Origin of the sequence: Pseudobutyrivibrio sp. YE44 (genome assembly GCF_900104335.1) — a bacterium.
GTDB lineage: Bacteria > Bacillota > Clostridia > Lachnospirales > Lachnospiraceae > Pseudobutyrivibrio.
The window spans coordinates 39,065-64,293 of record NZ_FMXT01000003.1 but is presented as its reverse complement, the minus strand read 5'-3'; the positions used below and the strand labels follow the sequence as shown (position 1 = coordinate 64,293).

22 protein-coding genes are annotated in these 25,229 nt (G+C 40.6%); 1 reads left to right on the top strand and 21 read right to left on the bottom strand.

Translation table 11 applies throughout. The features are described 5' to 3' along the window. Positions 1–74: 74 nt before the first annotated feature. The 21 genes from BLR54_RS06865 to BLR54_RS06765 all read right to left on the bottom strand — a co-directional run bounded on the left by BLR54_RS06865 (position 75) and on the right by BLR54_RS06765 (position 23,340). Positions 75–1,565: a methyl-accepting chemotaxis protein gene (locus BLR54_RS06865; protein ID WP_090418634.1), complete on the bottom strand. Its 1,491-nt coding sequence runs from the start codon at positions 1,563–1,565 to the stop codon at positions 75–77. A 303-nt stretch (positions 1,566–1,868) separates the two neighbouring features. Beyond that, the gene (locus tag BLR54_RS06860; RefSeq protein ID WP_090418631.1) at positions 1,869–2,090 is read right to left on the bottom strand and encodes a Lar family restriction alleviation protein; all 222 of its coding nucleotides are present in this window, start codon (positions 2,088–2,090) and stop codon (positions 1,869–1,871) included. Positions 2,091–2,117: 27 nt separating this feature from the next. Then, the gene (locus tag BLR54_RS06855) at positions 2,118–3,413 is read right to left on the bottom strand and encodes a UDP-N-acetylglucosamine 1-carboxyvinyltransferase (protein ID WP_090418628.1); all 1,296 of its coding nucleotides are present in this window, start codon (positions 3,411–3,413) and stop codon (positions 2,118–2,120) included. 54 nt (positions 3,414–3,467) lie between these two features. Then, a complete protein-coding gene (locus BLR54_RS06850; protein WP_090419161.1) occupies positions 3,468–5,162 on the bottom strand; it encodes an ABC transporter ATP-binding protein in 1,695 nt (564 codons plus the stop codon). Between the two features lie 34 nt (positions 5,163–5,196). Beyond that, the gene (locus tag BLR54_RS06845) at positions 5,197–6,948 is read right to left on the bottom strand and encodes an ABC transporter ATP-binding protein (RefSeq protein ID WP_090418623.1); all 1,752 of its coding nucleotides are present in this window, start codon (positions 6,946–6,948) and stop codon (positions 5,197–5,199) included. A 3-nt stretch (positions 6,949–6,951) separates the two neighbouring features. After that, complete coding sequence (locus BLR54_RS06840; protein ID WP_090418620.1) at positions 6,952–8,157, bottom strand: peptidyl-prolyl cis-trans isomerase; 1,206 nt, start codon at positions 8,155–8,157, stop codon at positions 6,952–6,954. An 85-nt stretch (positions 8,158–8,242) separates the two neighbouring features. Further along, entirely contained in the window at positions 8,243–11,767 is a 3,525-nt protein-coding gene (mfd, locus tag BLR54_RS06835; RefSeq protein WP_090418618.1) for a transcription-repair coupling factor, read from the bottom strand. Positions 11,768–11,799: 32 nt separating this feature from the next. Beyond that, complete coding sequence (locus BLR54_RS06830) at positions 11,800–13,449, bottom strand: SulP family inorganic anion transporter (RefSeq protein WP_090418615.1); 1,650 nt, start codon at positions 13,447–13,449, stop codon at positions 11,800–11,802. Between the two features lie 7 nt (positions 13,450–13,456). Next, entirely contained in the window at positions 13,457–14,563 is a 1,107-nt protein-coding gene (locus tag BLR54_RS06825; protein WP_090418612.1) for a type IV pilus twitching motility protein PilT, read from the bottom strand. A gap of 40 nt (positions 14,564–14,603) precedes the next feature. Next, positions 14,604–14,975, bottom strand: a complete 372-nt coding sequence (locus tag BLR54_RS06820) for a hypothetical protein (RefSeq protein ID WP_090418609.1) — start codon at positions 14,973–14,975, stop codon at positions 14,604–14,606. A 29-nt stretch (positions 14,976–15,004) separates the two neighbouring features. Then, positions 15,005–15,385 carry a hypothetical protein gene (locus BLR54_RS06815; RefSeq protein ID WP_090418607.1) on the bottom strand — a complete coding sequence of 127 codons (381 nt, stop codon included), beginning with the start codon at positions 15,383–15,385 and terminating at the stop codon, positions 15,005–15,007. Next, entirely contained in the window at positions 15,382–15,864 is a 483-nt protein-coding gene (locus tag BLR54_RS06810) for a DUF4860 domain-containing protein (RefSeq protein WP_090418604.1), read from the bottom strand. Before BLR54_RS06810 ends, BLR54_RS06815 begins: the two co-directional genes overlap by 4 nt. Before the next feature lie 11 nt (positions 15,865–15,875). Then, positions 15,876–16,226, bottom strand: a complete 351-nt coding sequence (locus BLR54_RS06805) for a hypothetical protein (protein ID WP_090418601.1) — start codon at positions 16,224–16,226, stop codon at positions 15,876–15,878. 1 nt (position 16,227) lies between these two features. Next, the gene (locus BLR54_RS06800; RefSeq protein ID WP_090418597.1) at positions 16,228–17,280 is read right to left on the bottom strand and encodes a type II secretion system F family protein; all 1,053 of its coding nucleotides are present in this window, start codon (positions 17,278–17,280) and stop codon (positions 16,228–16,230) included. 14 nt (positions 17,281–17,294) lie between these two features. Next, the gene (locus BLR54_RS06795) at positions 17,295–18,266 is read right to left on the bottom strand and encodes a transglutaminase-like domain-containing protein (protein ID WP_090418594.1); all 972 of its coding nucleotides are present in this window, start codon (positions 18,264–18,266) and stop codon (positions 17,295–17,297) included. A 22-nt stretch (positions 18,267–18,288) separates the two neighbouring features. Beyond that, positions 18,289–18,711, bottom strand: coding sequence for a hypothetical protein (locus tag BLR54_RS06790; protein ID WP_090418592.1), 423 nt, complete (start codon positions 18,709–18,711; stop codon positions 18,289–18,291). Then, positions 18,711–19,958: a BTAD domain-containing putative transcriptional regulator gene (locus tag BLR54_RS06785; RefSeq protein ID WP_090418588.1), complete on the bottom strand. Its 1,248-nt coding sequence runs from the start codon at positions 19,956–19,958 to the stop codon at positions 18,711–18,713. The genes BLR54_RS06790 and BLR54_RS06785 overlap by 1 nt, the downstream gene beginning before the upstream one ends. A 136-nt stretch (positions 19,959–20,094) precedes the next feature. Continuing rightward, entirely contained in the window at positions 20,095–20,664 is a 570-nt protein-coding gene (gene pth, locus BLR54_RS06780; protein WP_090418585.1) for an aminoacyl-tRNA hydrolase, read from the bottom strand. A gap of 6 nt (positions 20,665–20,670) precedes the next feature. After that, positions 20,671–20,931, bottom strand: a complete 261-nt coding sequence (spoVG, locus tag BLR54_RS06775; RefSeq protein ID WP_028235339.1) for a septation regulator SpoVG — start codon at positions 20,929–20,931, stop codon at positions 20,671–20,673. A 4-nt stretch (positions 20,932–20,935) separates the two neighbouring features. Then, positions 20,936–22,069, bottom strand: a complete 1,134-nt coding sequence (gene glgD, locus BLR54_RS06770; RefSeq protein ID WP_090418582.1) for a glucose-1-phosphate adenylyltransferase subunit GlgD — start codon at positions 22,067–22,069, stop codon at positions 20,936–20,938. Then, positions 22,066–23,340: a glucose-1-phosphate adenylyltransferase gene (locus tag BLR54_RS06765; RefSeq protein ID WP_176761879.1), complete on the bottom strand. Its 1,275-nt coding sequence runs from the start codon at positions 23,338–23,340 to the stop codon at positions 22,066–22,068. The genes glgD and BLR54_RS06765 overlap by 4 nt, the downstream gene beginning before the upstream one ends. Positions 23,341–23,692: 352 nt before the next feature. On the opposite strand from BLR54_RS06765, the gene murC reads away from it, so the two are divergent. Further along, positions 23,693–25,072 (top strand): UDP-N-acetylmuramate--L-alanine ligase, encoded by a 1,380-nt coding sequence (murC, locus tag BLR54_RS06760; protein ID WP_090418576.1) that lies wholly within the window; start codon positions 23,693–23,695, stop codon positions 25,070–25,072. The last annotated feature ends 157 nt before the right edge of the window (positions 25,073–25,229 follow it).

Below are 25,229 nucleotides of genomic sequence, written 5' to 3'. Positions count from 1 at the left end.
GAGTTATCCATGGCTTGTGGCCGTAACCAGCATCATAGTTTAAAATAAACAGAACCCGTTGTTCTTATTTAGTTTTATTTAAGTGCCATTTCTTCCATTTCCTTGGCGATTCTATTAATCACATCAAGAGTATCATTCATTTCTGCAAGTGCATCCATAGCCTGATTACTTACCTCACCAACAGTATCAGCAGCCGCAGCTACTTCTTCTGAGGTTGCTGAGATATTTGTAATATTGTCCATGATTTCCTGGTTTGCTGTAATAATCTCATCAACAGAACCTCTTACCTGAACAACACCGCCTCTTAATTCATCAGTGCCTTCCTTGATTGCATCAAGCTTTGTTCCTGTCTCCTCGATTAACTCATTCTGCTTTGTTGCATACTCAGCAGATTTTGACATTGCCGAAGATGCGGAACGCGCATCGCTTATAAGTCTTTCAATAATCTTTGAAATCTCTTCTGTTGCCTCTCTTGTGCTTTCTGAAAGAGCTCTAATCTCATCAGCAACAACTGCAAAGCCCTTTCCGGCCTCACCAGCTCTAGCTGCCTCGATTGAAGCATTAAGCGCTAGCAGATTTGTCTGACTTGAAATACCAAGGATTGTTTCTGTTATTCCCTGGATATCCTGGATACTATCATTAAGGGCCTGTGTGGTTGAACTTGTTTCAATGTTGATGTTAGCAACTTTTTCTGCCTGACTCTTTAGCTGATTAATAAGATCAACACCTTCGTTAACAGATTCTTCTACACTTATTGAAACATCATCAATATTGCCTGCCTCACCACCAACTGTCTGAATGCTTTCCTGAATAACAGCTGTCTTATTAGTTTGGTTTTCAATAGCTTCTGCTGTATTCTTTACACCTTCCACGATTTCTTGTACAGAATTGTTTGCATCCTGCATAGATTCGTTAAGCTTTGTAGATACTTCGTTTGCTTCTACGAACTTCTGATTCAACTGCTCAGCCAGACTAACAATAGTAGCTGAGGTTTCTTTCATTTCATCTGCACTTTCTTTAATGGTTTCAAGAGTCTCTGTAGTCTGCCTTCTTTGCTGCTTACATACAACAACTGAGATTGTGCACGCAATCAAAGAAAAAACAAGCTCTGTAACCAGCTCACGACCAGTAATGTTTTTACTTTTTAGTTCTATAATTCCCGATGTCACCAAGCAGAAGTTAGCCACAAAGCATCCAATCTTTACAGTGTTTGCCTCTCCATAAATCATAACAATAAGAATGATTGTATACATAAAGATATACATATTCTTATCTGCAGGAAAATAAATATTTATTACGAAGAGTACCACCATAGAAAGTGTTACTACATACTTATACTTGTACTCTGAGCCACATACCTTGTACATTACCTGGAAGATAATCAAATCGACAATGGCAACAATTAACCTGGCAATTTCCAAGGCATTCATACCATCTAAGGCAAGGGATCTTATTGTGCAAAACAATAAGGCTATACATGTTATTGTTCCGCAATATCTTGCCAATCGGTTTCTTTCAAGCATTTGCCTGCTTTTGATATCCATTTGTTCTTCTCTATCTGGCATACTTGACCCTCCATTTAGAAACTAAATGGCCGTTACAAAACGGCTTTAATCCTATCTTAATATCTGTAGTATACCAAGATTTCTGTGAATTTAATGTTAAATAGCAGATATTTCACAAAAATTTCACTCTATCCCCTTATTTTCGTATTATTCGTTAAGGCAAAAAATAAACCCCCTTATTCAAGGGAGTTTAAATAATTGAGCTTCTAGTAGCTATCTAGCTCTGAGTGTTACTCAATGAGAGCTTTCTTCAGCTCTCCGGAGTAATATTCAGGCTTGAGAGCGTAACTAGAAGCGGAGTATTTATTCACCTGGAGCGGAGTTTATTACTTTGCCGGTATTCCAAAGCATTGCAGCTTTCTCAGCTGCTTCCTGCTTTCCATCTTCAGTCTTGTAACTAACTGTACCTGTGTAGCTGCCACAATCGAGACATGCTACATAAAAACCATGGTCTTCCTCTTCAATAAGACCTGCACCGCCACAAATTGGGCAGTCATCTACTTCAATCTTTTCAGTAATATCCATTTATTCCACCTTACTAAGTCGTAAAAACTAAGAAACCTTGAGCTTGAACTTTTGTAAATCGTGCTCAGAATCAACTTCTGCAATATCAGCACCAAGCTTTGAAAGCTTTCCGATGATATCCTCATAACCACGCTGGATATACTTAATATCATCAATAACTGTAAATCCATCTGCAGCAAGGCCTGCGATAATAAGAGCAGCACCTGCACGAAGATCTGGTGCACAAACCTGAGCTCCAGTATATCTTTCAACACCTGTTACGATTGCAACTGTGCTTTCAACCTTAATGTTTGCGCCCATGCGAGCAAGCTCATCAACATATTTGAAACGATTCTCAAAGATAGACTCTGTAACTGTACTTGTACCATCAGCGATTCCAAGAACTGCAGTAATTTCAGGCTGCATATCTGTAGGGAATCCAGGGTATGGTAAGGTAGTAACATGTGTCTTTGTAAGCTTACGACCCTTTGCAACTACACGAACTGCATCATCATATTCCTCTATGAGACAACCCGCTTCAATAAGCTTTGCAGATGTAGCCTCCAAATGCTTAGGGATAACGTTCTTAACAAGAACATCACCGTGAGTAGCTGCAGCTGCGCACATATATGTACCAGCCTCAATCTGATCTGGAATAACTGCGTAAGTTGTGCCGTGAAGCGCTGGAACACCGACGATACGAATCACATCAGTACCTGCACCACGGATATTAGCTCCCATACTGTTAAGGAAAGAAGCAACATCAACTACGTGTGGCTCCTTGGCTGCATTTTCAATGGTAGTCTTGCCCTCTGCAAGAACAGCTGCAAGCATAATATTGATAGTGGCACCTACTGATACCTTATCAAGATAAATATGGCTACCTGCGAGTCTGTCTGCTCTAGCTGACCAAAGACCATAAGATACATCTACATTAGCGCCAAGAGCCTTAAGACCCTTAACATGTAAGTCGATTGGTCTTGAACCAATAAGGCATCCACCTGGAAGTGCAACCTCTGCGCTCTTATATTTTCCAAGAAGTGCTCCCATTAAATAATAAGAAGCACGAATCTTTTTAATGTATTCATAATCTACTGAAAGTCTAGATATGCTTGAACCATTAATTTCAACTGTGTGCTCATCTACACGGTTAACTGAAGCGCCAATGTCTTCAATTGCTCCGATAAGTACATTTATATCTTTTACATTTGGCAGATTTTCAATTGTTACAGTCTCGTTGGCCATAATAGCGCCAGCCAAAATTCCGAGAGCTGCGTTCTTGGCACCACTGATTTCTACCTCTCCAGAAAGCGCAGTGCCGCCCTTAATCACATACTGCTCCATATTGTCTCCTACAATCTAATTCTCTCTAAAATCTAAAAAAGGGCATAGTTATCCCTATTCGATTTGACTCCGATATAATTTAGCATAATATCCGTCTTTATGCAACAATTCTGAGTGATTACCCTGCTCCACAATCTGTCCATCTTTGACGAATAAAATCACGTCCGCCTCGCGGATAGTGGAAAGTCTGTGAGCTACAACGAAAGTAGTTCTACCTTTCATCATTTTATTGAAAGCTGACTGAATTTTCTGTTCAGTTCGTGTATCAATTGATGAGGTTGCCTCGTCCAAAATAAGCATTGGTGGGATATTTAGCATTACCCTGGTGATACAAAGTAGCTGCATTTGTCCCTGTGACAAGGATCCATTATCTCCGGAGATAACAGTGTCATAGCCATAAGGCATGCGCTTTATAAAGCTGTGAGCATGTGTTGCCTTTGCCGCTGCTACAATTTCATCGTCTGTAGCATTCGGACTAGCCATCTTAAGATTCTCCTTAACAGTAGCATTCTTCAGCCAGGTTTCTTGAAGCACCATTCCAAAGTTGCTTCTCAGATTATCAAGCTCAATGTCTTTTATATTTTTGCCATCTATAAGAATCTGACCACCATCAATATCATAAAATCTCATTAGGAGATTAATGATTGTACTTTTGCCTGCTCCTGTAGGACCAACAATTGCAACTCTCTGTCCTGGCTCAACCTTTAGATTCAGGTGTTCTATAAGCTTTTTGCTCTTATCATAGGAGAAACTTACATCTTTAAATTCAATAGCTCCTCTTGCGCCATCTATACTCTCCTGCCCCTCGTTAACCTCAACCTCTGCATCAATCATCTCAAAAAGACGACCTGCACAAGCTATGGCATTCTGGAATTCAGTAACAACACCAGAGATTTCATTAAATGGCTTTCCATAGGTGCTTGCATATGACAAAAAGCTGGTAAGACCACCTACAGTGATGCCTCCGGAGATTGCCATCAATCCACCAAAAACACCTACCGAAGCATATATCAGATTATTAATTAATCTGGTGCTTGGATTTACAATAGAAGAATAAAAGGTAGCCTTCATTGCTGCATCTGTAAGCTCATCATTCATTTCTTCAAACTTATCAAGAGCATGACCTTCATAATTCATATTGCGAACAATATTCTTATTGAGGATGATTTCTTCTATATAAGAAGTTTCTGCACCACGAAGTTTTGCCTGCTTTCCAAAGAACGAGTAGGTTCTGCTGGAAATAAACTTTGCTAACAACAACGATAATGGTGTGGCAATGATGACAATCAACGCTATCTTCCAAGAAATCATCACCATAAAATATATGGTTCCAAGGATTGTGAGAACACCTGTAAAAAGCTGAGTAAAGCCCATTAAAAGGCCATCTGCAAAGGTGTCAGCATCTGAAACAATTCGGCTGACATAATCACCATGAGGATGGCTATCAATCTCTGCAAGCTTCATATTTTGAAGCCTTCCAAAGGCTCTATCCCTAAGATTCTTTGTAATATTGTAGGTTATACGGTTATTTATTCTACTCATAACCCACTGAGAAACAAAGGTTAACGAAACAATAACGGTCATTTCCTTTAATACAGATATTAAGGAATCATAATCTATTTCCCCTGCTTTAACTATACAATCCACAGCTCGTCCTGTAAGAATTGGTATACGTAAAGTCAAATATACAGTGGTCATTGCACATAAAATAGAAATGATAATATTAAAGCTATAAACACGCAATTCCATTAAAATACGATTTAATATCTTAGATTGAGACTTATTATTCACCGCTTGCCTCCTCTCTAGGATATTGACAATAATATATCTCCTGGTAGGTCTCACAGCTTTCTATAAGCTGTTCATGGGTTCCAAGTCCTACACATTTGCCGTCATCCAATACTAATATCTGATCTAGCCCTTTTACAGAGGATGCACGCTGTGAAACGATAATTATAGTTGGTTTCCAGCTCAACTGAGTTAAAGCCTTCTTTAATTTTGCCTCTGTTCCAAGGTCCAGTGCACTGGCAGAATCGTCTAAAATCAATATCTTAGGCCTTCCCACTAAAGCTCTCGCAATGGTCAATCTCTGGCGCTGTCCACCTGAGAAGTTGGCTCCTTTTGCAACTACAGTAGCATCAATCTGCCCTTCTTTCGTTGAAACAAATTCCAACGATTGCGAGATATTAAGTGCTGATATAATTTCATCATCAGATGCTTCTGTTTCCTTCATTGTAAGGTTACTTCTGATTGTTCCTGAAAGCAAAACTGCCTTCTGAGGTACAATTCCAAAGTCCCAAGCCAAAGTGCTATCATCAATCTTACGAACATCCTGTCCGTTCAACTCAACAACACCAGATGTTGCTTCGTAAGTATGATTCAAAAGCTTAAGTAAGGTGCTCTTTCCAGAGCCAGTTCCACCGATAATACCAAGAGTAGAACCAGCAGGAATCTCAAGATTAATATCTTCAAGATCCATATCAGCGCTCCCATTATAGCTAAAGGAAACATGTTTAAGAGAAAGAGAACCAAGAGGCTTCGATCCACCGATAATCAGCTCACCATCTCCGTATTTTTCTTGGCAACGCTCATCAGATTTCATTTCCATTATCTCCTGAACACGGTCAGCAGAAGGAAACGCTTTCATCAAAAGCACAATAAGGTTTGCAAGCTTAATCAATTCAATAAGGATTTGCCCCATATAATTAACAAGAGCAACCACATCACCCTGCTTTAAAACACCCGAATCTACACGGCCCATAGCCACATAGATTAAACCTACAATACCGATATTTACCACAACATAGGTTACTGGATTCAGAAGTGCAGAGATTTTACCTGTAGCAATTTGCATGTTAGCCAGAGTAGCAGTTTTTTCTTGGAAGCCAGCCTTTTCCTCATCAGTTTGACAGAAGGCCCTAAGAACTCTGGCACCAGCCAAATTTTCTGAGGTTGCGTGAAGAACTTTTTCAAGCTTAGCAGCAATAGCTTTGTATCTTGGAAGTGTATATTTCATTATGAAATACACAATCAACGATAAAAGCCCGACAACAATCAAAAAAGTAAGTGTGGATTTAACATCCACGATAAACGCCATGATTGTCGCACCTGCCACAATAAATGGCGAGCGCAAAAACAGTCTTAAAACCATATTTATGGCATTTTGAATCTGATTTATATCGTTGGTGATACGAGTAGTTAACACCTCTTCACCAATCCTATCTTTAGTACCTTGAGACAGTCCTAATATCTTTTCAAACAAATCTCTTCGAATCTCGGCAGCCGAATGCACAGCCACGTAGGCGCTAAAGTATTGGGCTGTTATTGAAAATACCAGTCCAACTACAGCCAGAAACAATAAAACCCCACTCATCTCAAGGATGTAGTGGGTATCTGAGTTTCCGATTCCCTTGTTGATGATGGCTGCCATCACAAGGGGAACCAATAACTCAAATATGGCCTCTAACATTTTGAAAAGTGGGGCTAATATTGCTCTGAATTTATATTTCTTTACATAGGAAATAATAAAATTCATTTTTTAATTTGCATCTGATTCTTCACTTGCATCCTCTGTCTGCTCAGAATCCTCAGTGCTCTCCTCAGTTTTTTCTTCTGTTTTATCTTCAGTCTTTTCCTCAGACTCTGCTTCTGTAGACTCTTCTGAAGTTGTCTCTTCAGTTTTTTTCTCGGTTGTCTCTTCTGTTGTAGTCTCTTCAGCTGGCTCTTCAGTTTCTTCCTTCTCTACAGCTTTGAAAAGAGTATCAAACTTAACTTCTTTCCAGAGCTCTTCGTCAACCTTCCATGTGATTGACTCTTTCCACTTATCCATAAGCTTTGTAAAGGCTTCTGACTCAAGGCTTTCCTTCTTGTTTGTAGAAGCATCCTCGTCATGATCCTTATCAAGCTTAAGTACGTAGTAACCTACACCATCAACTTCGATAACAGCTGAAACCTCCCCTTCCTTAAGGGCCTCAGCTGCAGTGATAATGCTCATATCCACTGTAGAATCCTCTGTCTCACCCTTAAGATATGAATAAGGAGTTGTTGTAACACCAAGCTTTTCAGCCTGTGCTGTGAAATCCTTAGCTGCTGCTAATTCCTCAGCATCCTTCTTAAGATTTGCAATCTCATCCTCTGTATACTCAGTAACGTTGCCTTCTTCGTCCTTCTTTCCAGTTGTTTCAAACACCGCGTATGTGAAGGTACGCATCCAGCAATCATCTTCTGTAATGTCAGCGCCTAACTGCTCCTTAGCAGCATTACTTACATATGTATAGTAAGTTCTGCTCTCAAGATACTGCTTTACATATTCCTCTGTAGCGCCCATTGCTTCAATGGTTTCCTTAGAGTTATCAGACATAAACTTCTTTGCAGCTTCATCGATTGCCTTTTCCTGGTCCTCTGAAAGCTTAATCTTATAATCTCTTGTATGACACTTTGCTAAGTACTGCTCTTCAAGCTCTGTAAGAACTCCGTCTTTTGTTTCCTCTTCAAGTGTTGAGCCCTTTCCTGACATATCCTGGCTCCACATATCCTCGCCATAGTAACCTAAAAGAAACTGGTCATACATTGACTGCTGATATCTAGCAGCGAAATTAGCATACCCAAGACTAATGGTATCAGTAGCGTCTCCATTCTTAATTGTTACAAGTGTTGCATCTGAGTCAAGCTTTCCACATCCTGTGAAAAGAACAGCAGCTGAAAGTGCTGCAATTCCTGCTGACTTTAATCTAGTATTATTCATTATTACTTCCTCCTTGGGGCTAATGTAACCGCCTCCCCAATTATTTTCTCAAGCCTTTTAATTATAATTAATTATAAGGGTTAATTCAATCATCCTTCAAAGTCTTTAGGTCTAATAAGAAATCCTGCAGATAATCGTAAACTTCATTTGGCTTAATTCTAGTGTTTGCCCTTGTATTAAATACGAAAGCTGGATTCTTAGGATCTGCCGCAAAGGTAATATGCGGATTGTTTCTCTCCAACAATGCAGGAATCTGTCCAATATCTATCTTTGCCTTTTCGTACATTACAATGCGGATAATATCTCCCTTCTGCTCAATAGAAGAAACATAGGCATCGTGAGCCTTTACACGCAACATCGCCACCCAAATAAGATTCTGTACGCACCTCTTTGGCTCTCCAAAACGATCCACAAGCTCATCCAGCATATCATCCCTATCTTCTTCAGAGGAAATAGCTGCAATTCGCTTGTAAATATCGATTCGCTGCTCCTCATTGGAAACATAGGTATCTGGAAGATAAGCCTCGATATTAATATCAACCTGGGTATTAAAGCTGTCTTCCTTAACCTCGCCCTTTTCCTTCTTTACGGCTTCGTTAAGCATCTTACAATAAAGATCGTAACCTACTGCTGTCATATTTCCGTGTTGTTCAACACCAAGTAGGTTTCCAGCACCACGAATCTCCAGGTCTCGCATGGCAATCTTGAAGCCTGAACCAAGGTCCGTAAACTCCTTAATAGCCGCCAGTCTCTTCTCTGCAACCTCTTTAAGCATCTTATCTCTCTTATACATTAAGAAGGCATAAGCTGTTCTGTTGCTTCGGCCAACACGTCCCCTTAGCTGATAAAGCTGGGACAGACCCATATTATCTGAATCATGGATGATAATAGTGTTTACATTTGATATATCAAGACCAATTTCGATGATTGTGGTAGCCACCAACACATCGATTTCATGATTTATGAACTGCATCATCACATCTTCTACTTTGGCCTCTGTCATTTGGCCATGAATATAGCCGACAGTTGACTCTGGAACCAACCTCTCGATTTCTGCCGCCATATCCTGTATGCCACGCACACGATTGAATACGTAATAAACCTGACCATCTCGTGCCATTTCGCGCACAATTGCCTCTCTAACCATCTCCTCGTTGTATTCAAATACAAAAGTTTGAATAGGAGTTCTCTCCATTGGAGCCTCATCCAAAACGCTCATATCTCGAATTCCAACCAATGACATATGAAGAGTTCGAGGGATAGGAGTAGCAGATAGAGACAACACATCCACTGTCTTTTTCATCTGCTTAATACGTTCTTTATGGTTTACGCCAAAGCGTTGCTCTTCATCTATAATTAGAAGCCCTAAATCCTTAAATTCTACGTCTTTAGAGAGCAAACGATGTGTACCAATAACAATATCCACCATCCCCTTTTTAAGGTTTTCGATGGTTTTCTTTTGCTCAGCTGCACTTCTAAATCTACAGAGAAGGCCTATATTTACGGGATAACCGCCCATACGCTGAACAAAGTTATTGTAGTGCTGTTGTGCAAGAATGGTAGTAGGAACCAAATAAGCCACCTGCTTGCCCTCCTGAACTGCCTTAAAGGCCGCACGCATAGCAACCTCGGTCTTACCAAAGCCTACATCTCCACAGATAAGACGGTCCATTATCTTCTTAGACTCCATATCTGCCTTAACAGCCTCTATAGCAGTAAGCTGTCCTTCTGTCTCCTCATATGGGAAGCTTTCTTCAAATTCTTTCTGCCATACAGTATCAGCACCATATACAAAACCATCTGTATTCTGTCGTAATGCGTACAAATCCACCAATTCCTTGGCCACAATACCAACGGCTGACTGTACCTTTTGCTTGGTTCTGTTCCATTCCTGGGTACCTGCACCTAAAGAATTAAGCTTAGGCTTCTTTCCATCAGGACCAGAATACTTTTGTATCTGGTCTAGTTGACTGGTGAGTACATAAAGATTACTTCCCTTGGCGTACTCGATTTTTATGTAATCTCGAATGACTCTATCAAGTTCCATCTGTTCGGTGCCTTTATAGACTCCCAAACCGTAATTTTCATGAACAACATAATCCCCCACATGTAAATCTGAAAATGAAGAAATTGACTCACCTTCATACTTTTTAACACGCTTTTTCTTCTTCCTGACATGACCAAAGATATCCCCGTCAGACAGCATTACAAAGGCTGAATCAGGGTAATCAAACCCTCTTTTAATATTTCCTGTGCATATCATAGTTTCACCAGGATTTATCTCATGACTCAAATCCTGCGTGAAATAAGCGTTCAATCCTTCATCCAACAGATCCTCGGCCAAACGCTGACCCTTCGTAGAAGAGCTTGTAACCAAAAGAACCTTGTACTTTCTTTTTTTATACTGTAGAAGCTCTTTTGTGAGAAGCTCAAAGCTACCGTTATAGGCGTTTACTCCCTGAACAGCAATACTAAAGTGATCTTCTGATTTTAACAGCTTATTCTTAGCATCAAGTACCGACATAAGGGTGGTAGGATACTTCTCAATACGGGCAAATATCTCCTCTACACCGTACAACATATCCATTTGCCCCTTAAGCATATATCCGGCTTCCACACGGCGTGTCATAGCATCAGCAAACTCTGTGGCTGTTACCTCTGCCTTATTAATTACCTTCTGAACCTCATCCACAAACACATAGGTACCCTTAGGCATAAAATCTATAAAGGAACCCAGCTTATCACAGAAGTATGTAAGATTAGTCTCCAGCTCCTGGCTTAATCCCCACTCCCTGGTTTCCTCCACTACTCTGTCTGCATATGTTTTTAGATGATAAGCCTCTTCAGTTTTCATATCTTTTCGATATGCTTCATAACGCTCATCTCGCTCTTTTTCAATTTTCGCCAGACCTGCCTCCACCTGCTCAGCGCTTAATATTAGCTCTACTGCAGGGAAAATTAAAACAGCATTTATGTTTTCGATTGACTTCTGATTTGTAGGATCATAAGAGCGAATGCTATCCACCTCATCCCCCCATAGTTCAATTCGAACAGGTAAATCTGAGGTTAGTGGATACACATCGATAATTCCACCTCGAACCGCAAACTCTCCAGGATGCTCACAGGTTCCTACATACTCATAGCCCATAGCCACAAGCTTACGACGTAATGCCTCAAGCTCCACAGTATCCGTATCTGATATAGCTACAACACCTTCCTCAAAATACGACACGTCTGGAAGCTTATTCATAAGGGCATCAATAGTGGTGATAACTGTACACGAGCTGTTGCTTATTACAGCCTCTATAGCCCACATACGCTCTCTTGTAAGGGCATTTCCACGGATATCAGACTGATAAAACAGAAAATCCTTAGCTGGAAAATACACCACATCATTATCGAAGAAACGATATTCCTCGTATAATTCTCTAGCCTTAAGCTCATCGCTAGTGACTATAAGCTTATACTTAACGTCATGTCCTATACCATAAATAAGGTGCGCCTTATCAGCGCACCCTGTAATATCATATATCTTCCCATGCTTGCGCAGAGCCTCTCGAAGAGACTCTACTGCTGTAAGGGATTTAAATGGTTCTAAAAAAGATTTCATATAATTAATCCTGCATTTAATAAACTAGTAAATTACTTTAACCAAAGGATTTCTTCCGCTCTATCTAATGCGGCATCAATGTTAGGTTGGAAGTTTTCTTCCCCAACAAGCTTAATAAAATCTGCCTTTTCCATCATACGACGAGGCTGCTCATTAACATGAGAGAACACAACTGTTACCCCCTTCTTCTCTGCACGCTGAACCAAATCACGAAGTGCACGAAGAGCAGTAACATCGATTGCAGGTACTGAACGCATTCTCATTACAAGTACCTTTGTGTAATCCTTTACATTAATACTCTCTGCAAGCATATCAGATACACCAAAGAAAAGAGGTCCTGTAATCTCAAATACTCGGATTTCCTTCTTTACAGGACGAAGATCATCTACGAACTCTTCTTCATCACTCTGGTATGTCCAACCACTAACATGAGTCTCCTCGCTCATTCTCTTAATGAAGAGGACACAAGCAACAATCATACCCCACTCAATAGCTACAACAAGGTCGAATACAACTGTAAGAACGAAAGTAAGTACAAGAACGATAATATCTGATTTTGGTGCATACTTTACAAGTCTAACAAATGGTCTCCACTGACACATATTGTAAGCAACCTGGAAAAGGATTGCAGCGATACATGGCATTGGAATGAACTTTGCATAAGGCATAAGCACAACAAGGATAATAAGCAATGTTACTGAGTGAACCATACCAGCGATAGGTGTACGTCCACCGTTCTTAATGTTTGCAGCTGTACGAGCAATAGCGCCTGTAGCAGGGATACCACCAAAAAGAACTGAACCGATATTTCCGATACCCTGTCCAATAAGCTCCTGATTACTTCTATGCTTGCTGTTTACCATACCATCAGCAACAACCGCTGAAAGAAGTGACTCGATGGCTGCTAAAATTGCGATTGTGAATGCATTTGGCATCTCTTTCTTTATTAACCCAAGTGAAAAATGAGGGATGGAAATGCTTGGTAAACCGCTCTTTAAATCAGGATAAAGCTTTCCGATTGTGTTTACATCTAAGTGAAGCAACTGAACCATTCCGATAGCGACAAATACGGCAATGATTGAAGCTGGAATCTTAGAGAAGAACTTTGGCCAGATAATAAGCACTGCCAGACAAACAACGCCCACTAAAACTGCCTGCCAGTTGATCGTATCAAGATTTATAAAGAAAAGCTTAAGCTTGTCCATAGTCTCGATTGGCTTTTCTCCGTGAAAATCCATACCAAAGAAATCCTTGAACTGACCAATAAGAATTGTAACAGCGATACCTGCTGTAAATCCTGTAGTGATTGTGTAAGGGATGAACTTAATAAGTGCACCGGCCTTAAACACACCAAGAAGGATAAGGATGATACCAGCCATAATAGTAGCGATGATAAGACCATCCATACCATCAGTTGCGATAATACCAGCTACGATTGTAGCAAAGGCTGCTGTTGGTCCAGCAATCTGTACAGTGCTTCCTCCAAAGAAGGAAATCAAAAATCCAGCCACAATTGCAGTGTACAGACCTGGTTCAGGACCTACGCCTGAAGCCAAAGCCAAGGCAATAGAAAGTGGCAATGCTATGATTGCCACTATAATTCCAGAAACTACATCTTTTACGAACTGCTCCTTGCTGTAGCTTTTCATGCAAGTGAACAGCATTGGTTTAAAATGTTCCATTTTTCAATTACACTCCTAATCTTCTTCCTAACATTTCTGCGTTAACGGCAAATTCTAACGCAGTCTCCTTAGTGATTGTACCATCCTTTACCAACTTGTAAAGACTTGAATCCATAGAAATCATTTCATCTGTGTCACTTGAATAAATTACACCCTCAATTTGAGGCACTTTGTTCTCTCTAATCATGTTTCTAATGGCTGGTGTAACGGTCATAACTTCAAAAGCAGGAACCAATCTACCATCAAAGGCAGGAACCAGCTGCTGGGATACAACAGCCTTAATTACCATAGAAAGCTGAAGGGCTATCTGATGCTGCTGCTCCGATGGGAACACATCAATAATTCTATCGATAGTGTTGGCCGCACCAATGGTATGCAAGGTAGAAAGAATTAAATGTCCTGTTTCTGCTGCTGTCATGGCAACGGAAATTGTTTCTGCATCACGCATTTCTCCTAAAAGGATAACATCAGGACTTTGTCGTAGGGATGCACGAAGAGCCGTTACATAGTTTTCCGTATCCAGATGAATCTCACGCTGAGAAACAATGGATTTACTATGTCTGTGAAGATACTCCACAGGGTCCTCCAAGGTAATAATATGTTTATTGTAATTCTTATTAATTCTATCAACTATGCAGGATAAAGTGGTGGACTTACCACTACCAGCAGGTCCTGTAACCAGCACAAGGCCCTTTGATTCTCCTGCAAGATTAATAACAGACTCTGGAATCTTTAACTGCTTGTAATCCGGCAATGAGAAGGTAATAACTCTTACAACTGCTGCAAAAGTACCTCTTTGCTTGAAGGCATTTACTCTGAATCGAGATACATCTTTAATCGCAAAGGAGAAATCATCATCACCATTCTTTTCATAAGGCTCAATATCTCTTTTTGCAAGCTCATATATCTGCCTTACCAATTCTTGGGCTGTTGCTGGCATTACTGGGCCATCGTCTGGCTCAGATTTAACGGCACAACCAGCCTCAAGCTCAGACCTGGTCATAACCAAATCGTTTACTCTAAAAGAAACTTCACGACCAGTGATAATAAACACATCTGATGCTCGATACTTTTTAACTGCATCTGTTAAATAGCTTACGATATCTACGGCCATATTTCCTCCTTTTTAAGCAAGTATTTTATTCCAGTATTATTTAAAATCCCATATCATCAAGGGTAATTACAGGCTGAGTGCTGTCTGCCTCCCAGTCGCTGACATTCTGTACCTGCCAGCTTTGAATCTCACCATTTGCCACCTTAACCTGCAAAACCTGATTGTCATTTATATCTATTGATAATTCCTGATTTTTCCACTTATTCTCTGCAATAGATTCATAGGCCTGATTAGATGCATCGTAATACTCTGCAGTATGATCAGCCAGCTTCTTGCTTAAGTTGTAGTTGTTCTGACTTGAAGATATTGTTAGTGCTGCAATGACAGCAAAGGCCATTCCTATCAGAATCACTACCATCAGCGAAGTACCAATATTTACAATTGAACGGGTTTCCCTTTTTCTTTCTTCCATAATCCTTTCCCTTATCCACTAAAGGATTCCTATTTCACAGCCTTTTCCACCTTTAAGGAATAGATTTCCTCATCCTCCGCATTGGACACTACCACTTGCAAGGACTGACATCCGCCAGACACATTCGCCTCTGTAATTACCCCTGTAGCCTTATAACTTCCCTTATCATCCACTGGCTTCCAGTTGTCATCATAATAATCTGTAAAATCCCCAAAGCTATCGCTTCCAAGGTACTCTTCAGCTGCGTTTGTAGCGATGTTAACCGCCTGTGTCAGCTCCTTTGCATCCTTACTCTTTGCATATGCAGTGGCAAAACACTGTACACAAATGGCTGATACGATAATAAAAAACAGGATGGAAAACATCAGCTCAGTCATGAATATTCTAGAACCATTATTCCTATTCTTCATCTGACGCCTCCCGATTTCACTGCAATACTAACATCACTAGTCTTTTCCGAGGTATCTGTAACCGTAACGTGGATTAGTTGATTTTCACTTCCACTAATAGCCATATCCTTTACTTCCATGATTTTATTACCAAAATCAGCCGTTACTTCTGCCCCTTCCTTGGTCTCCATCTCCATCAGATACCCATCATAGCAATAAATATAGACAACAATTCCATCCTCAGAAGCAAGCTTTATGGCATCCACTCCATCAAAGGTATCCACCTGGACAGCTCCAGCTTTATCATTTTGTCTTACTTTTTCGCGGATATAAGCAATGGCGGTTCTTGCGTTTGCATTCTCTTCGTTTGCATATACCACCGATTTGTAGGAATTTACAGCCATCAAAAGAACACTCACAGCTGAAAATGTGAATATCAAGAACAATATCATTAGAAACATGACATCGATATTATGTTTTCTAACCTTCCCCTTGCTCATACTCAAATCCCCTACTGCAACCTGATAATAGTCACATCCGGCTTCATATTTGTACCAAAAATTACATAATCGACTCTAAATAGCTCGTCATCATAGATAATTCCGTAGTTCTTCTGTAGATATTCAAAGCTTTCCGGATATCTTCCCTCGGTGACATAACATTGAATAATAGCCCTATCTATGGCATCCTTCAGATTCTTGCTCTGTTCAGAAACTGAACCCTGTGTAGCCTTTGATACCGCAAACAGGAACAACACAAATATGATTAGAAATAGGCCTGCTGAAATGATGGTAGTGCTGGCCACATTCTTTTTTTTGATTTGATGAATGCCATCTAGGCTTCCAAATCTTGTTTTAGACATACTAAATCATCCCCGACATAATATTTAACAATGGCAACATAACTGATAAAAGAATGATACCAACAATAACTGAAAGGATAATTACAAGTGTTGGCTCTACAACGGCGATAAGGTCGTTAATTTCCTCATCTGCCTCCTCCTGATAGGTGGTTGCCACCTTCTCTAGCACATTCTCCATATTACCGGTTTTCGCGCCTAAAATAGCCATCCTGCCGTATAGACCTCCGAATATTCCTGAAAGAGAGAAAGCTTTACCAACATCCATTGTCTCAGCAAAGGAATCCTTACACTTTTCAACCTTTGCCTCAAAATCAGGAGCTTCAACAATACGTCCACTTACGTCCAAGGCCTGCATAACATCCATACCACTTGAAAGTGTCATAGCCATAGCAGATGCGAATCGGCTTGTTGCTATCTTCGAATGAATGGACTTAAATCTACGACTCTTGTAAAGAACCGCATTTCTATGATTCTTGCCCCATGTACTTTTGTTTAAGAAAATGAGATATAAAACCAGTGCAAAAAGAATAACCAGTAAAATCACTCCGTTAGCCTTCATGAATTTACCCACTGTAAGAAAGCCTGCTGAAAGACCATCCATTGTGCCGCCCAGCTGCCTAAAGACCCTGTCGAAAACAGGCATAATTTCTGTAACTAATACGATTATAATAACAAGCATCATAGCAACCATCATAAGAGGGTATGTAACCGCGCTTCTGATAGCACTACTAATTGCCATTTCTCTTGAATAATGAGCTGCAAGATTTGTAAGAACTGCATCCATCTTACCTGTCTGCTCACCCATCTTAGCCATTTCCACGAAATAATCTGGAAATACACCAGAATCATCGATAGCTTTTGAAAGAGAACCTGTCTCTCCCACTACCTTTTCCATCTCTGTAAGAAGCTCTTTTTCTTCGCCTCCTTCAGATTCATCAATCATCATGGTAATGCCTTGTATTGCTGAAACACCGCTGGAAATCATCATTCCCATTTCATCAGAGAATGCATATAGCTCCTCGGAAGTTAATTTCTTTCTAGATTTCTCACTCATAGTCCCCACCCTAATTAGTATTTAAACTTTAATTGATAGTAACTGTCGTCTTCTAGATATTTCTTAACTGTGCTGCTGCTAGCATAGGATCCAAGGGTCGGATCCATCAATGTCCATGTGCTACCGTCAAACTGTATTACCTTGTCAACCCAGCCCTGATCTTTGATGTACACAGATATCCATGCATGATACTCCGTTCCTGCGTATCCTATTTCAAGTCTGGTAGGAATCCCTTGGGACCTTAGCATGGCTCCCATAAGGGATGCATAGTCAAAGCATATTCCTGTTCCGGTGGCCAAAGTATCATCCACCTTTGGAATATATCCTGATTGCACCGTAGCCGCCTTGTCATAGTCATAGGTCACATTCTTTGTGATATAGTGGTAAACATTCTGTACCACCTCCAAATCACTATTGGCGCTGGCTGCCAGCTCCTGCCCCTTTTTAACCGCATTTGAGGATGCATTAAAATCCACATATGCGTTAGGATAAAGGAACATACTGTATTCATCTTTCAGGGTTACATTCACTGACTGAGTAAATGCTGCTGCATACTGGTCGTCGTGTAGGTTCTCATAGACACCGATTTTGTAAGTGCCGCTGCCTTCCGACAATGGATAAACATCATAGTTTCCATCCAAAGCCATAAGGTAATTGTATGTATTCCCTGCGGGTGTCTCTATTAGCATTCTAACCTTGGCTGCAGAACCTGTATATTTCACCATAACGTAGCCATCCGTAGCGTTGCTGGCATCTATGGACGCATCAGAGTTTCCATAGACATCAATACCGCCGGCTACTGGCTCCAGCACCCTTATGGTGCTATCCCTTGCCCCCTGTGATCCCTTCGCCTGGGTTCCCCCAGAAGAAGTTGCAGAAGAATCACTGGATGTAGGAGAAGAAGGGCTTGCGCCCTCCAAGGTTCCACATGCCACTAGGCTTATACTCAGAACAATCAGTGAAAGCAAATATTTGAATCTCTCCACTTGCTTCCTCCACTTGCTCTTATTATTTCAGCAATCGAATAAGCTCTACCCCACTGTTGAAGTTCTCTTCAACATCTTTCTCTTTATTGTAAATTACTCCCTGCCAGGTAGCATTATCGCGACCTGTAACCATGATAACGTAGCCCTTTTCTTCATCTGCTGGAATCAGATTCTCAGCATCAAGGACCTTGTTATCAATATCAATTTCCTCTGGGACAAAAGCACTTTCAGTCTTTTTGAAGTCTCTGTACTTTGTCTTTAAGGCAGGGAAATTCAAGGCATCCATAACGTTATCAACTATATAAAACAACTGAGTAACGTCATTAAACACCTGTGGCTCCTTGCTATAGCAATTGTAAACTCTACCTTTGAAGCCATCCTTAGTCTCATCAATGCAAACTCCCACGCAATTAGGAGTTCTATTCATTCTGTTTGAAACTGGCATTAGTCATCACCTCTTACGATATCCTGAAGCTCATCTGTGTCATTATCTGTTCCAGCACTAGCAAGATTTACTGGCGCAAGGTGATACTTGATATAGCGCTTTCTTGATTCCTTGCTTAAGTTCTCGTTAATTCTTGCCTGAACTAATACGCAATCCTCCTGAGTAATATCAAGGAGAAGTACAACAAACTGGTTGTTGCTGTATCTTGCGTACATATCTCCGCCACGGGCTGAGGTTCTAATTGCCTCTGAAAGCTCATCTGAAAGAGTATTTAATCTATCAGAATCGTTTAAAGCAAAGCCCTTACCATCTGTGATGGTGCAAAGCATAAGCCATGCAGACTGGCCTGAACGACGAATAACCCTCTTAATGTATCTGTAGCTTTCTACGAAGATTGGATAAGTACAATAGAAGGCACCTTCAATATCTTCCTTTGATGTATCAAGATTCTTCTTAACCTCGCTGATAACATCTGTATTGTTCTTAACCTGCTCTCCAAGCTTATCAAGCTGCTCAGTCATACTAGATGAAACAGAAACACCTAGCTCCTGGAACATAAGAGCTTCAGTATCCTCGTAAAGCTTCAAAGCTTCCTTTGCCTTGCCAAGCTCAATAAGAGCCTGCATCTCATATGTCTGCCAATTATCATAAGGGTAAAGAGTGTCAGCTTTGTGACTAACCTTGTAAAGTTTATCGAATTTTTCTTGAAGCACGTAAAGCTCTAGTAGTTGCTTTACGCATCTGTCATAAAGTTTCTTAAGCTTAACCTGTACGGAAACCACCCACTCGATTCCGCTTAATCCAGGAAGGAAATCACCTCCGTAGATTTCACAGGCCTGCTCTAAAAGCTTCTGCTGCTCCTTAATGTCTTCTGCACCCAAAGCTTGCTTCGCCAAGCTTTCAAACTCGATTGCGTCGCAATCAACTGTCACATTTGGACTGATTTTGTAAGTACCACGCTTAACATGAACGTAGTCTTCATCAGGTAGTCCAACCTTTGGAAGAGCTTTTCTAAGTCTGAAAACAAGCGCTCTCAAACTGTTAGACTCATCTGCAATATCCTCATTGTGGAACAGATTGTACATAACCTGCTCTCTAGCCAGCCCGTTTGGATAGTACAGAAGCATCTGGAAAAGCTGATTAACCTTTGTTGTGTTGTTTCTCTCAATAGTGAATGGCTTGCCCTCATATGAGATTTCAACAGTACCCAACATTCTTGCTTTGATAATAATTGTTTGATTTACCATTACACGTCCCTTTTTCGTCAATTTATTGAATAACTAACTACTTGTTACGATTTAAAGTATAAAATTTTTAACCGTTATTGTAAATAACTATGTTATAAAAACGGGCACACTTTAACGTGTGCCCATAAGTTCTACTCTATTTCTCTTTTATATTGTATTTGTTCATTGCAGCATCTAAATCGTCCTCTAAGAACAACTCTACCGCACCTATAACCTTTTCCATGGAAGCGTCCACCCGTTCTCTGTCTTCAGCATCGTAACGACCTAACACATGGGCTACCATATCACCGTTCTCACACTCTCCTACTCCCACTCTGATTCGTGGAAATTCATTGGATCCAAGAAGGGCAATAATGTTTTTCAAGCCATTATGTCCGCCAGCGCTCCCTTTCTTTCTCACACGGATATTTCCTGTGGAAAGGGATACATCATCAGATATGACCACTAATTCTGTTGTTGGATCAACATCATAGTAATCCGCTAAAGGTTGGATGCATTCTCCACTAAGGTTCATGTAGGTCATTGGCTTTGCTAAAATCACCTTGTGGCCGTTAATTATTCCTTTTCCAACCACGCCCTTATGTTCCTTGTGATTCACCTCTATTCCAAACTTCTTTGAAATAGCATCAATAGCCTCAAATCCTACATTGTGTCTGGTCCCATCATATTTTCTCTCGGGATTACCTAGACCTACAATCAAATACATAAAATCTTACTCTGGGAACTCTTCTTTATACTTATTAAGAATCATTGTCTGCATCTGCTCTCTTGTTGTAGAGCGAATAGGATGAGCAATGTCCTTGTAGCCACCTTCAGAACCACGTCTTGATGGCATAGCGATAAAGAGTCCCTTATCTCCTTCAATAATCTTAATGTCGTGAATTACAAACTCCTCATCAATTGTGACTGAAACAACAGCTTTCATCTTGCCTTCTTTTTCGATCTTACGAATTCTGATGTCTGTAATTTGCATTGTGTTATACCTCCCCAACTGGCATATCGTATCTGTTCTTGTTACCGGTAACTATGCGGATTCCATTTTCCCCGATATATGTTGATCCGCTGAGCAACGTCTCATGGCTTTCGACAATGCAATTCTCCACATGCACGTTGTCTCCTATGTACGCTCCATTCAAGATTACGCAGTTCTTAACCACAGAATTGTTTCCAACAAACGCTTTCTTGAAAAGTACAGAATTCTCAACAGTACTGTTGATGATACATCCTCCCGCAATGAGTGAGTTTGTGACCTTTGAACCTGAATTGAACTTTGCAGGTGGAAGGTCATGTGTCTTTGAGAACACCCCTGGCTCTGTGTGGAAGAAGTTATCTCTAACATCCTTGCGTAAGAAATCCATGTTTGCATGGAAGTAGCTGTCTACGTCAGCAATGTTAGCCCAATAGCCTTCCATTCTGTATCCGTATATTCTCTTCATGCTCTTGTATCTTATGAGAATGTCTGTAACAAAGTTGTATCTACCCTCTCGATTGCACTCCTCCAATAAATCGATGAGAGCTCTTCTTCTGATGACATATACACCAGCTGATACTAAATCTGAAGTAGCAACCATTGGCTTCTCTTCAAACTCAGTGATTCTACCGTCCCTGTCCATAGAAACAACACCGTATCTATTGATGTCATCTCCCTCAGGAAGCTTAGCGCAAACCACGGTAATGTCTGCCTGCTTAGCGATATGGTAGTCAAGAACCTTGTTAAAGTCAAGCTTGTATACCCCATCACCGCTGGCAATGATTACATATGGCTCATGTCTCTTCTTTAAGAAATCAATGTTCTGCCAAATGGCATCAGCAGTACCTCTGTACCACCAGCTATTGTTTGTGGTAACTGTTGGTGTGAAGAGGAAGAGACCTCCCTGCTTTCTACCGAAGTTCCACCATTTTGATGAATTAAGATGCTCGTTCAATGAACGTGCATTGTACTGCGAAAGTACTGCAACTGTCTGGATGTGTGAGTTTGTCATGTTTGAAAGAACAAAATCAATACATCTGTAGCTGCCTCCGATTGGCATAGCAGCAATAGCTCTCTTATCTGTAAGCTGCTGCATTCTGCTGCTGTTTCCACCTGCTAAAATAATACCTAATGCTTTCATACTCGATCACCTGCCTTGATAATATAGCCGCCACTAGCCAGCTGTCCGTCAGGATAATCTGCATCGCTAGTCTCGCCTTTGATAGCTGTATTCTTTCCAATTGTAACATTTGCTGGGATAGTAGAATTCTCGCCGATAACCGCAAGTCCAAATGAATAGATACTTGCGTTAAGCTTGCTTTCTGCTTCCTCGCCTTGTCCAATCTTGGCATTGTCGCCAACGACTGTATTCTCAGCAATGATCGATTTATCGATTATGCAATTCTTACCGATTGTTGCGCCTTCCATAATGATGGAATCACGGATTACCGCGCCTTCTTCAATCACTACACCTGCGCCTAAAACTGAATTATATACTTCACCGTAGATTTGTGCTCCCGCACCTACGATTGCCTTCTCAACTACTGCTGTACTTGCAACAAACTGTGGCTCGATGATGTTCTGATTAGTATAAATCTTCCAGAACTCTTCATATAGATTGAATTCTGGGATTAAATCTATAAGCTCCATATTGGCTTCCCAATATGAGCCAAGTGTTCCAACATCCTTCCAATAGCTATTAAACTCGTAAGCATACATTGGTGAGCCCTTCTCATGAAGATATGGCAACACATGCTTACCAAAATCACAATTACTCTGATCCTTAAGAGCTAAAAGTGATTCCTTGAGGGCCTTCCAACTGAAAATATAAATACCCATTGAAGCTAAGTTGCTTCGTGGCTGTGGTGGCTTCTCCTCAAACTCGCTGATTCTCTTCTCCTCATCAGCAATAACAACGCCGAATCGCGATGCCTCTTCGATTGGTACAGGAATTACTGCAATTGTAACATCTGCACCCTTTGCCTTATGAAAATCTAACATGGCCTCATAATCCATCTTGTAGATGTGGTCACCTGAAAGGATAAGCACATACTCCGGATTATAGTTTTCCATGTACTTAAGATTTTGGAAAATTGCGTTAGCGGTACCAGAATACCACTCAGATGTGTCACTCTTCTCATATGGAGGAAGAACTGTGACGCCGCCGTTATTTCTGTCTAAATCCCAAGGAATACCAATTCCAATGTGTGAATTTAAAACTAGCGGCTGGTACTGAGTAAGTACGCCAACGGTATCAATTCCTGAATTGATACAATTTGATAGAGGAAAGTCGATAATACGATATTTTCCTCCGAAAGAGACGGCTGGTTTTGCTACATCAGACGTTAGTACGCCGAGTCTGCTTCCTTGTCCACCAGCCAGAAGCATTGCGATCATTTCTTTTCTAATCATCCCTATCATCTGCCTTTCTCGTGGTGTCAATCAAGGAATGTGCCCCAATAACTCTAGACACTCCCCTTAAAACAGATTGTCCAATATATAATGAAATTGACAATCTTATGCATTTAGTATAACAAAGTACTTATTTTCACGCAATATTATTCTCATTTTTACCATATTCTCGTTAATTTTTTGACAATTCATTGTGGATTTCACTAAATTATGCACCATTATTTTCCAACTTGACCCTTGAAAGTCAGATGAATTGGGTATATCTTAGGGGATGATGTGTCCTCATAACCATCCTTTTTGAAAGGAAGGTGTCCTCCAAGGACGGATGAGGTATATAAGAAAGGACATACATATGTATAAAATAGATTTTAACGACAAAATCCATGTTCATTTCATAGGAATCGGCGGCATCAGCATGAGCGGTCTCGCAGAAATCCTCCTTGGAGCTGGATTTACAATCTCTGGTTCAGACAGAGCTGAGTCAGACTTAACCAAACACTTACAGGCTCAGGGAGCAACCATCAATTATCCACAGGCTGCTGAAAACATTACAGACAACATCGACCTTATCGTTTACACAGCTGCCATCAGAGAGGATAATCCAGAATTCGCTGCTGCAAAGGCTAGCGGTAAGCCAATGCTTACCCGTGCCGAGCTTCTTGGTGAAATCATGGAAAACTACGCTCGCTCTATTACAGTTTCTGGTACTCATGGTAAAACCACTACCACTTCTATGATTAGCCAGATTCTCTTAGAGACAGCTGACGACCCAACTATTTCTGTAGGCGGTATCTTAGATGCTATACACAGCAATGTACATGTTGGTGATAGCGATGTATTTATTACAGAAGCTTGTGAGTACACAAACAGCTATCATTCATTTTTCCCAAAATACAATATTATTTTGAACGTTGAGGCAGACCATCTTGATTTCTTCAAAAATCTTGAAAACGTTCGCGCATCCTTTAAGAAGTTTGCAGAGAACACTTCTGATGACGGTCTTCTTATTATCAATAACGAAATAGATGACGTTAAGTACTTCACTCAGGATCTTAAATGTAAGGTAATCACTTACTCTTTAAAGGGTGATGCTGACATGGTTCCTACAGACATTTCATATAATGAAAAGGGCTACGCAAGCTTCACACCAGTATTTGAAGGTAAAGCCCTTGAGACAGTTACCTTAAATGTTCCTGGCGACCACAACATAAGCAACGCTTTAGCTGCTATTGCTCTTTGCCTTGAGATGGGTATCGACTACAGCTGTATCAAAGCTGGGCTTGCTAAATTTGGCGGAGCTCATCGTCGTTTCGAATACAAGGGTATGTTTAAAGGTGCCACTGTTATTGATGATTACGCTCATCATCCAACAGAGATTAAAGCCAGCCTTGGTGCTGCCGCAAACTACCCACACAATCGCGTAGTTGTTTGCTTCCAGTCTCACACCTACACCAGAACTCTTGCTTTCCTTGATGAGTTTGCTCAGGCCCTTAGCGCTGCAGATGTAGTTGTTCTTGCAGATATTTATCCAGCCCGCGAGCCAGACATTTATGGAGTCAGCTCAAAGGACATTGCAGATAGAATTGAAAAGCTTGGAACAGAAGTCCACAATTTAGGCACTTTTGAAGCTTGTGAAAAATTTTTAGAAAAAAATCTTTTGAACAATGACTTGTTGATAACTATGGGCGCCGGAGATGTGTATTTAGTAGGCGAAAACCTACTTAACAAATAGTTATCCACATTATCCACATTTTTTACCTGGAGTTTTCCAGATAGAAAATGTGGATTTTTTTACCCCTTTTTTGCTATTATTGGACTACTTTTCCACATTATCCACAAACTCCACAAACCCTTTATTTACAAGGTTTTACGGGCCTTCTACCCTTTTC

Excerpts from the sequence above, each read along its gene's own strand:
- BLR54_RS06865 (WP_090418634.1), bottom strand. The coding sequence starts at position 1,565 with ATGCCAGATAGAGAAGAACAAATGGATATCAAAAGCAGGCAAATGCTT.
- BLR54_RS06860 (WP_090418631.1), bottom strand. The coding sequence starts at position 2,090 with ATGGATATTACTGAAAAGATTGAAGTAGATGACTGCCCAATTTGTGGC.
- BLR54_RS06855 (WP_090418628.1), bottom strand. The coding sequence starts at position 3,413 with ATGGAGCAGTATGTGATTAAGGGCGGCACTGCGCTTTCTGGAGAGGTA.
- BLR54_RS06850 (WP_090419161.1), bottom strand. The coding sequence starts at position 5,162 with ATGGAATTGCGTGTTTATAGCTTTAATATTATCATTTCTATTTTATGT.
- BLR54_RS06845 (WP_090418623.1), bottom strand. The coding sequence starts at position 6,948 with ATGAATTTTATTATTTCCTATGTAAAGAAATATAAATTCAGAGCAATA.
- BLR54_RS06840 (WP_090418620.1), bottom strand. The coding sequence starts at position 8,157 with ATGAATAATACTAGATTAAAGTCAGCAGGAATTGCAGCACTTTCAGCT.
- mfd (WP_090418618.1), bottom strand. The coding sequence starts at position 11,767 with ATGAAATCTTTTTTAGAACCATTTAAATCCCTTACAGCAGTAGAGTCT.
- BLR54_RS06830 (WP_090418615.1), bottom strand. The coding sequence starts at position 13,449 with ATGGAACATTTTAAACCAATGCTGTTCACTTGCATGAAAAGCTACAGC.
- BLR54_RS06825 (WP_090418612.1), bottom strand. The coding sequence starts at position 14,563 with ATGGCCGTAGATATCGTAAGCTATTTAACAGATGCAGTTAAAAAGTAT.
- BLR54_RS06820 (WP_090418609.1), bottom strand. The coding sequence starts at position 14,975 with ATGGAAGAAAGAAAAAGGGAAACCCGTTCAATTGTAAATATTGGTACT.
- BLR54_RS06815 (WP_090418607.1), bottom strand. The coding sequence starts at position 15,385 with ATGAAGAATAGGAATAATGGTTCTAGAATATTCATGACTGAGCTGATG.
- BLR54_RS06810 (WP_090418604.1), bottom strand. The coding sequence starts at position 15,864 with ATGAGCAAGGGGAAGGTTAGAAAACATAATATCGATGTCATGTTTCTA.
- BLR54_RS06805 (WP_090418601.1), bottom strand. The coding sequence starts at position 16,226 with ATGTCTAAAACAAGATTTGGAAGCCTAGATGGCATTCATCAAATCAAA.
- BLR54_RS06800 (WP_090418597.1), bottom strand. The coding sequence starts at position 17,280 with ATGAGTGAGAAATCTAGAAAGAAATTAACTTCCGAGGAGCTATATGCA.
- BLR54_RS06790 (WP_090418592.1), bottom strand. The coding sequence starts at position 18,711 with ATGCCAGTTTCAAACAGAATGAATAGAACTCCTAATTGCGTGGGAGTT.
- BLR54_RS06785 (WP_090418588.1), bottom strand. The coding sequence starts at position 19,958 with ATGGTAAATCAAACAATTATTATCAAAGCAAGAATGTTGGGTACTGTT.
- pth (WP_090418585.1), bottom strand. The coding sequence starts at position 20,664 with ATGTATTTGATTGTAGGTCTAGGTAATCCCGAGAGAAAATATGATGGG.
- spoVG (WP_028235339.1), bottom strand. The coding sequence starts at position 20,931 with ATGCAAATTACAGACATCAGAATTCGTAAGATCGAAAAAGAAGGCAAG.
- glgD (WP_090418582.1), bottom strand. The coding sequence starts at position 22,069 with ATGAAAGCATTAGGTATTATTTTAGCAGGTGGAAACAGCAGCAGAATG.
- BLR54_RS06765 (WP_176761879.1), bottom strand. The coding sequence starts at position 23,340 with ATGATTAGAAAAGAAATGATCGCAATGCTTCTGGCTGGTGGACAAGGA.
- murC (WP_090418576.1), top strand. The coding sequence starts at position 23,693 with ATGTATAAAATAGATTTTAACGACAAAATCCATGTTCATTTCATAGGA.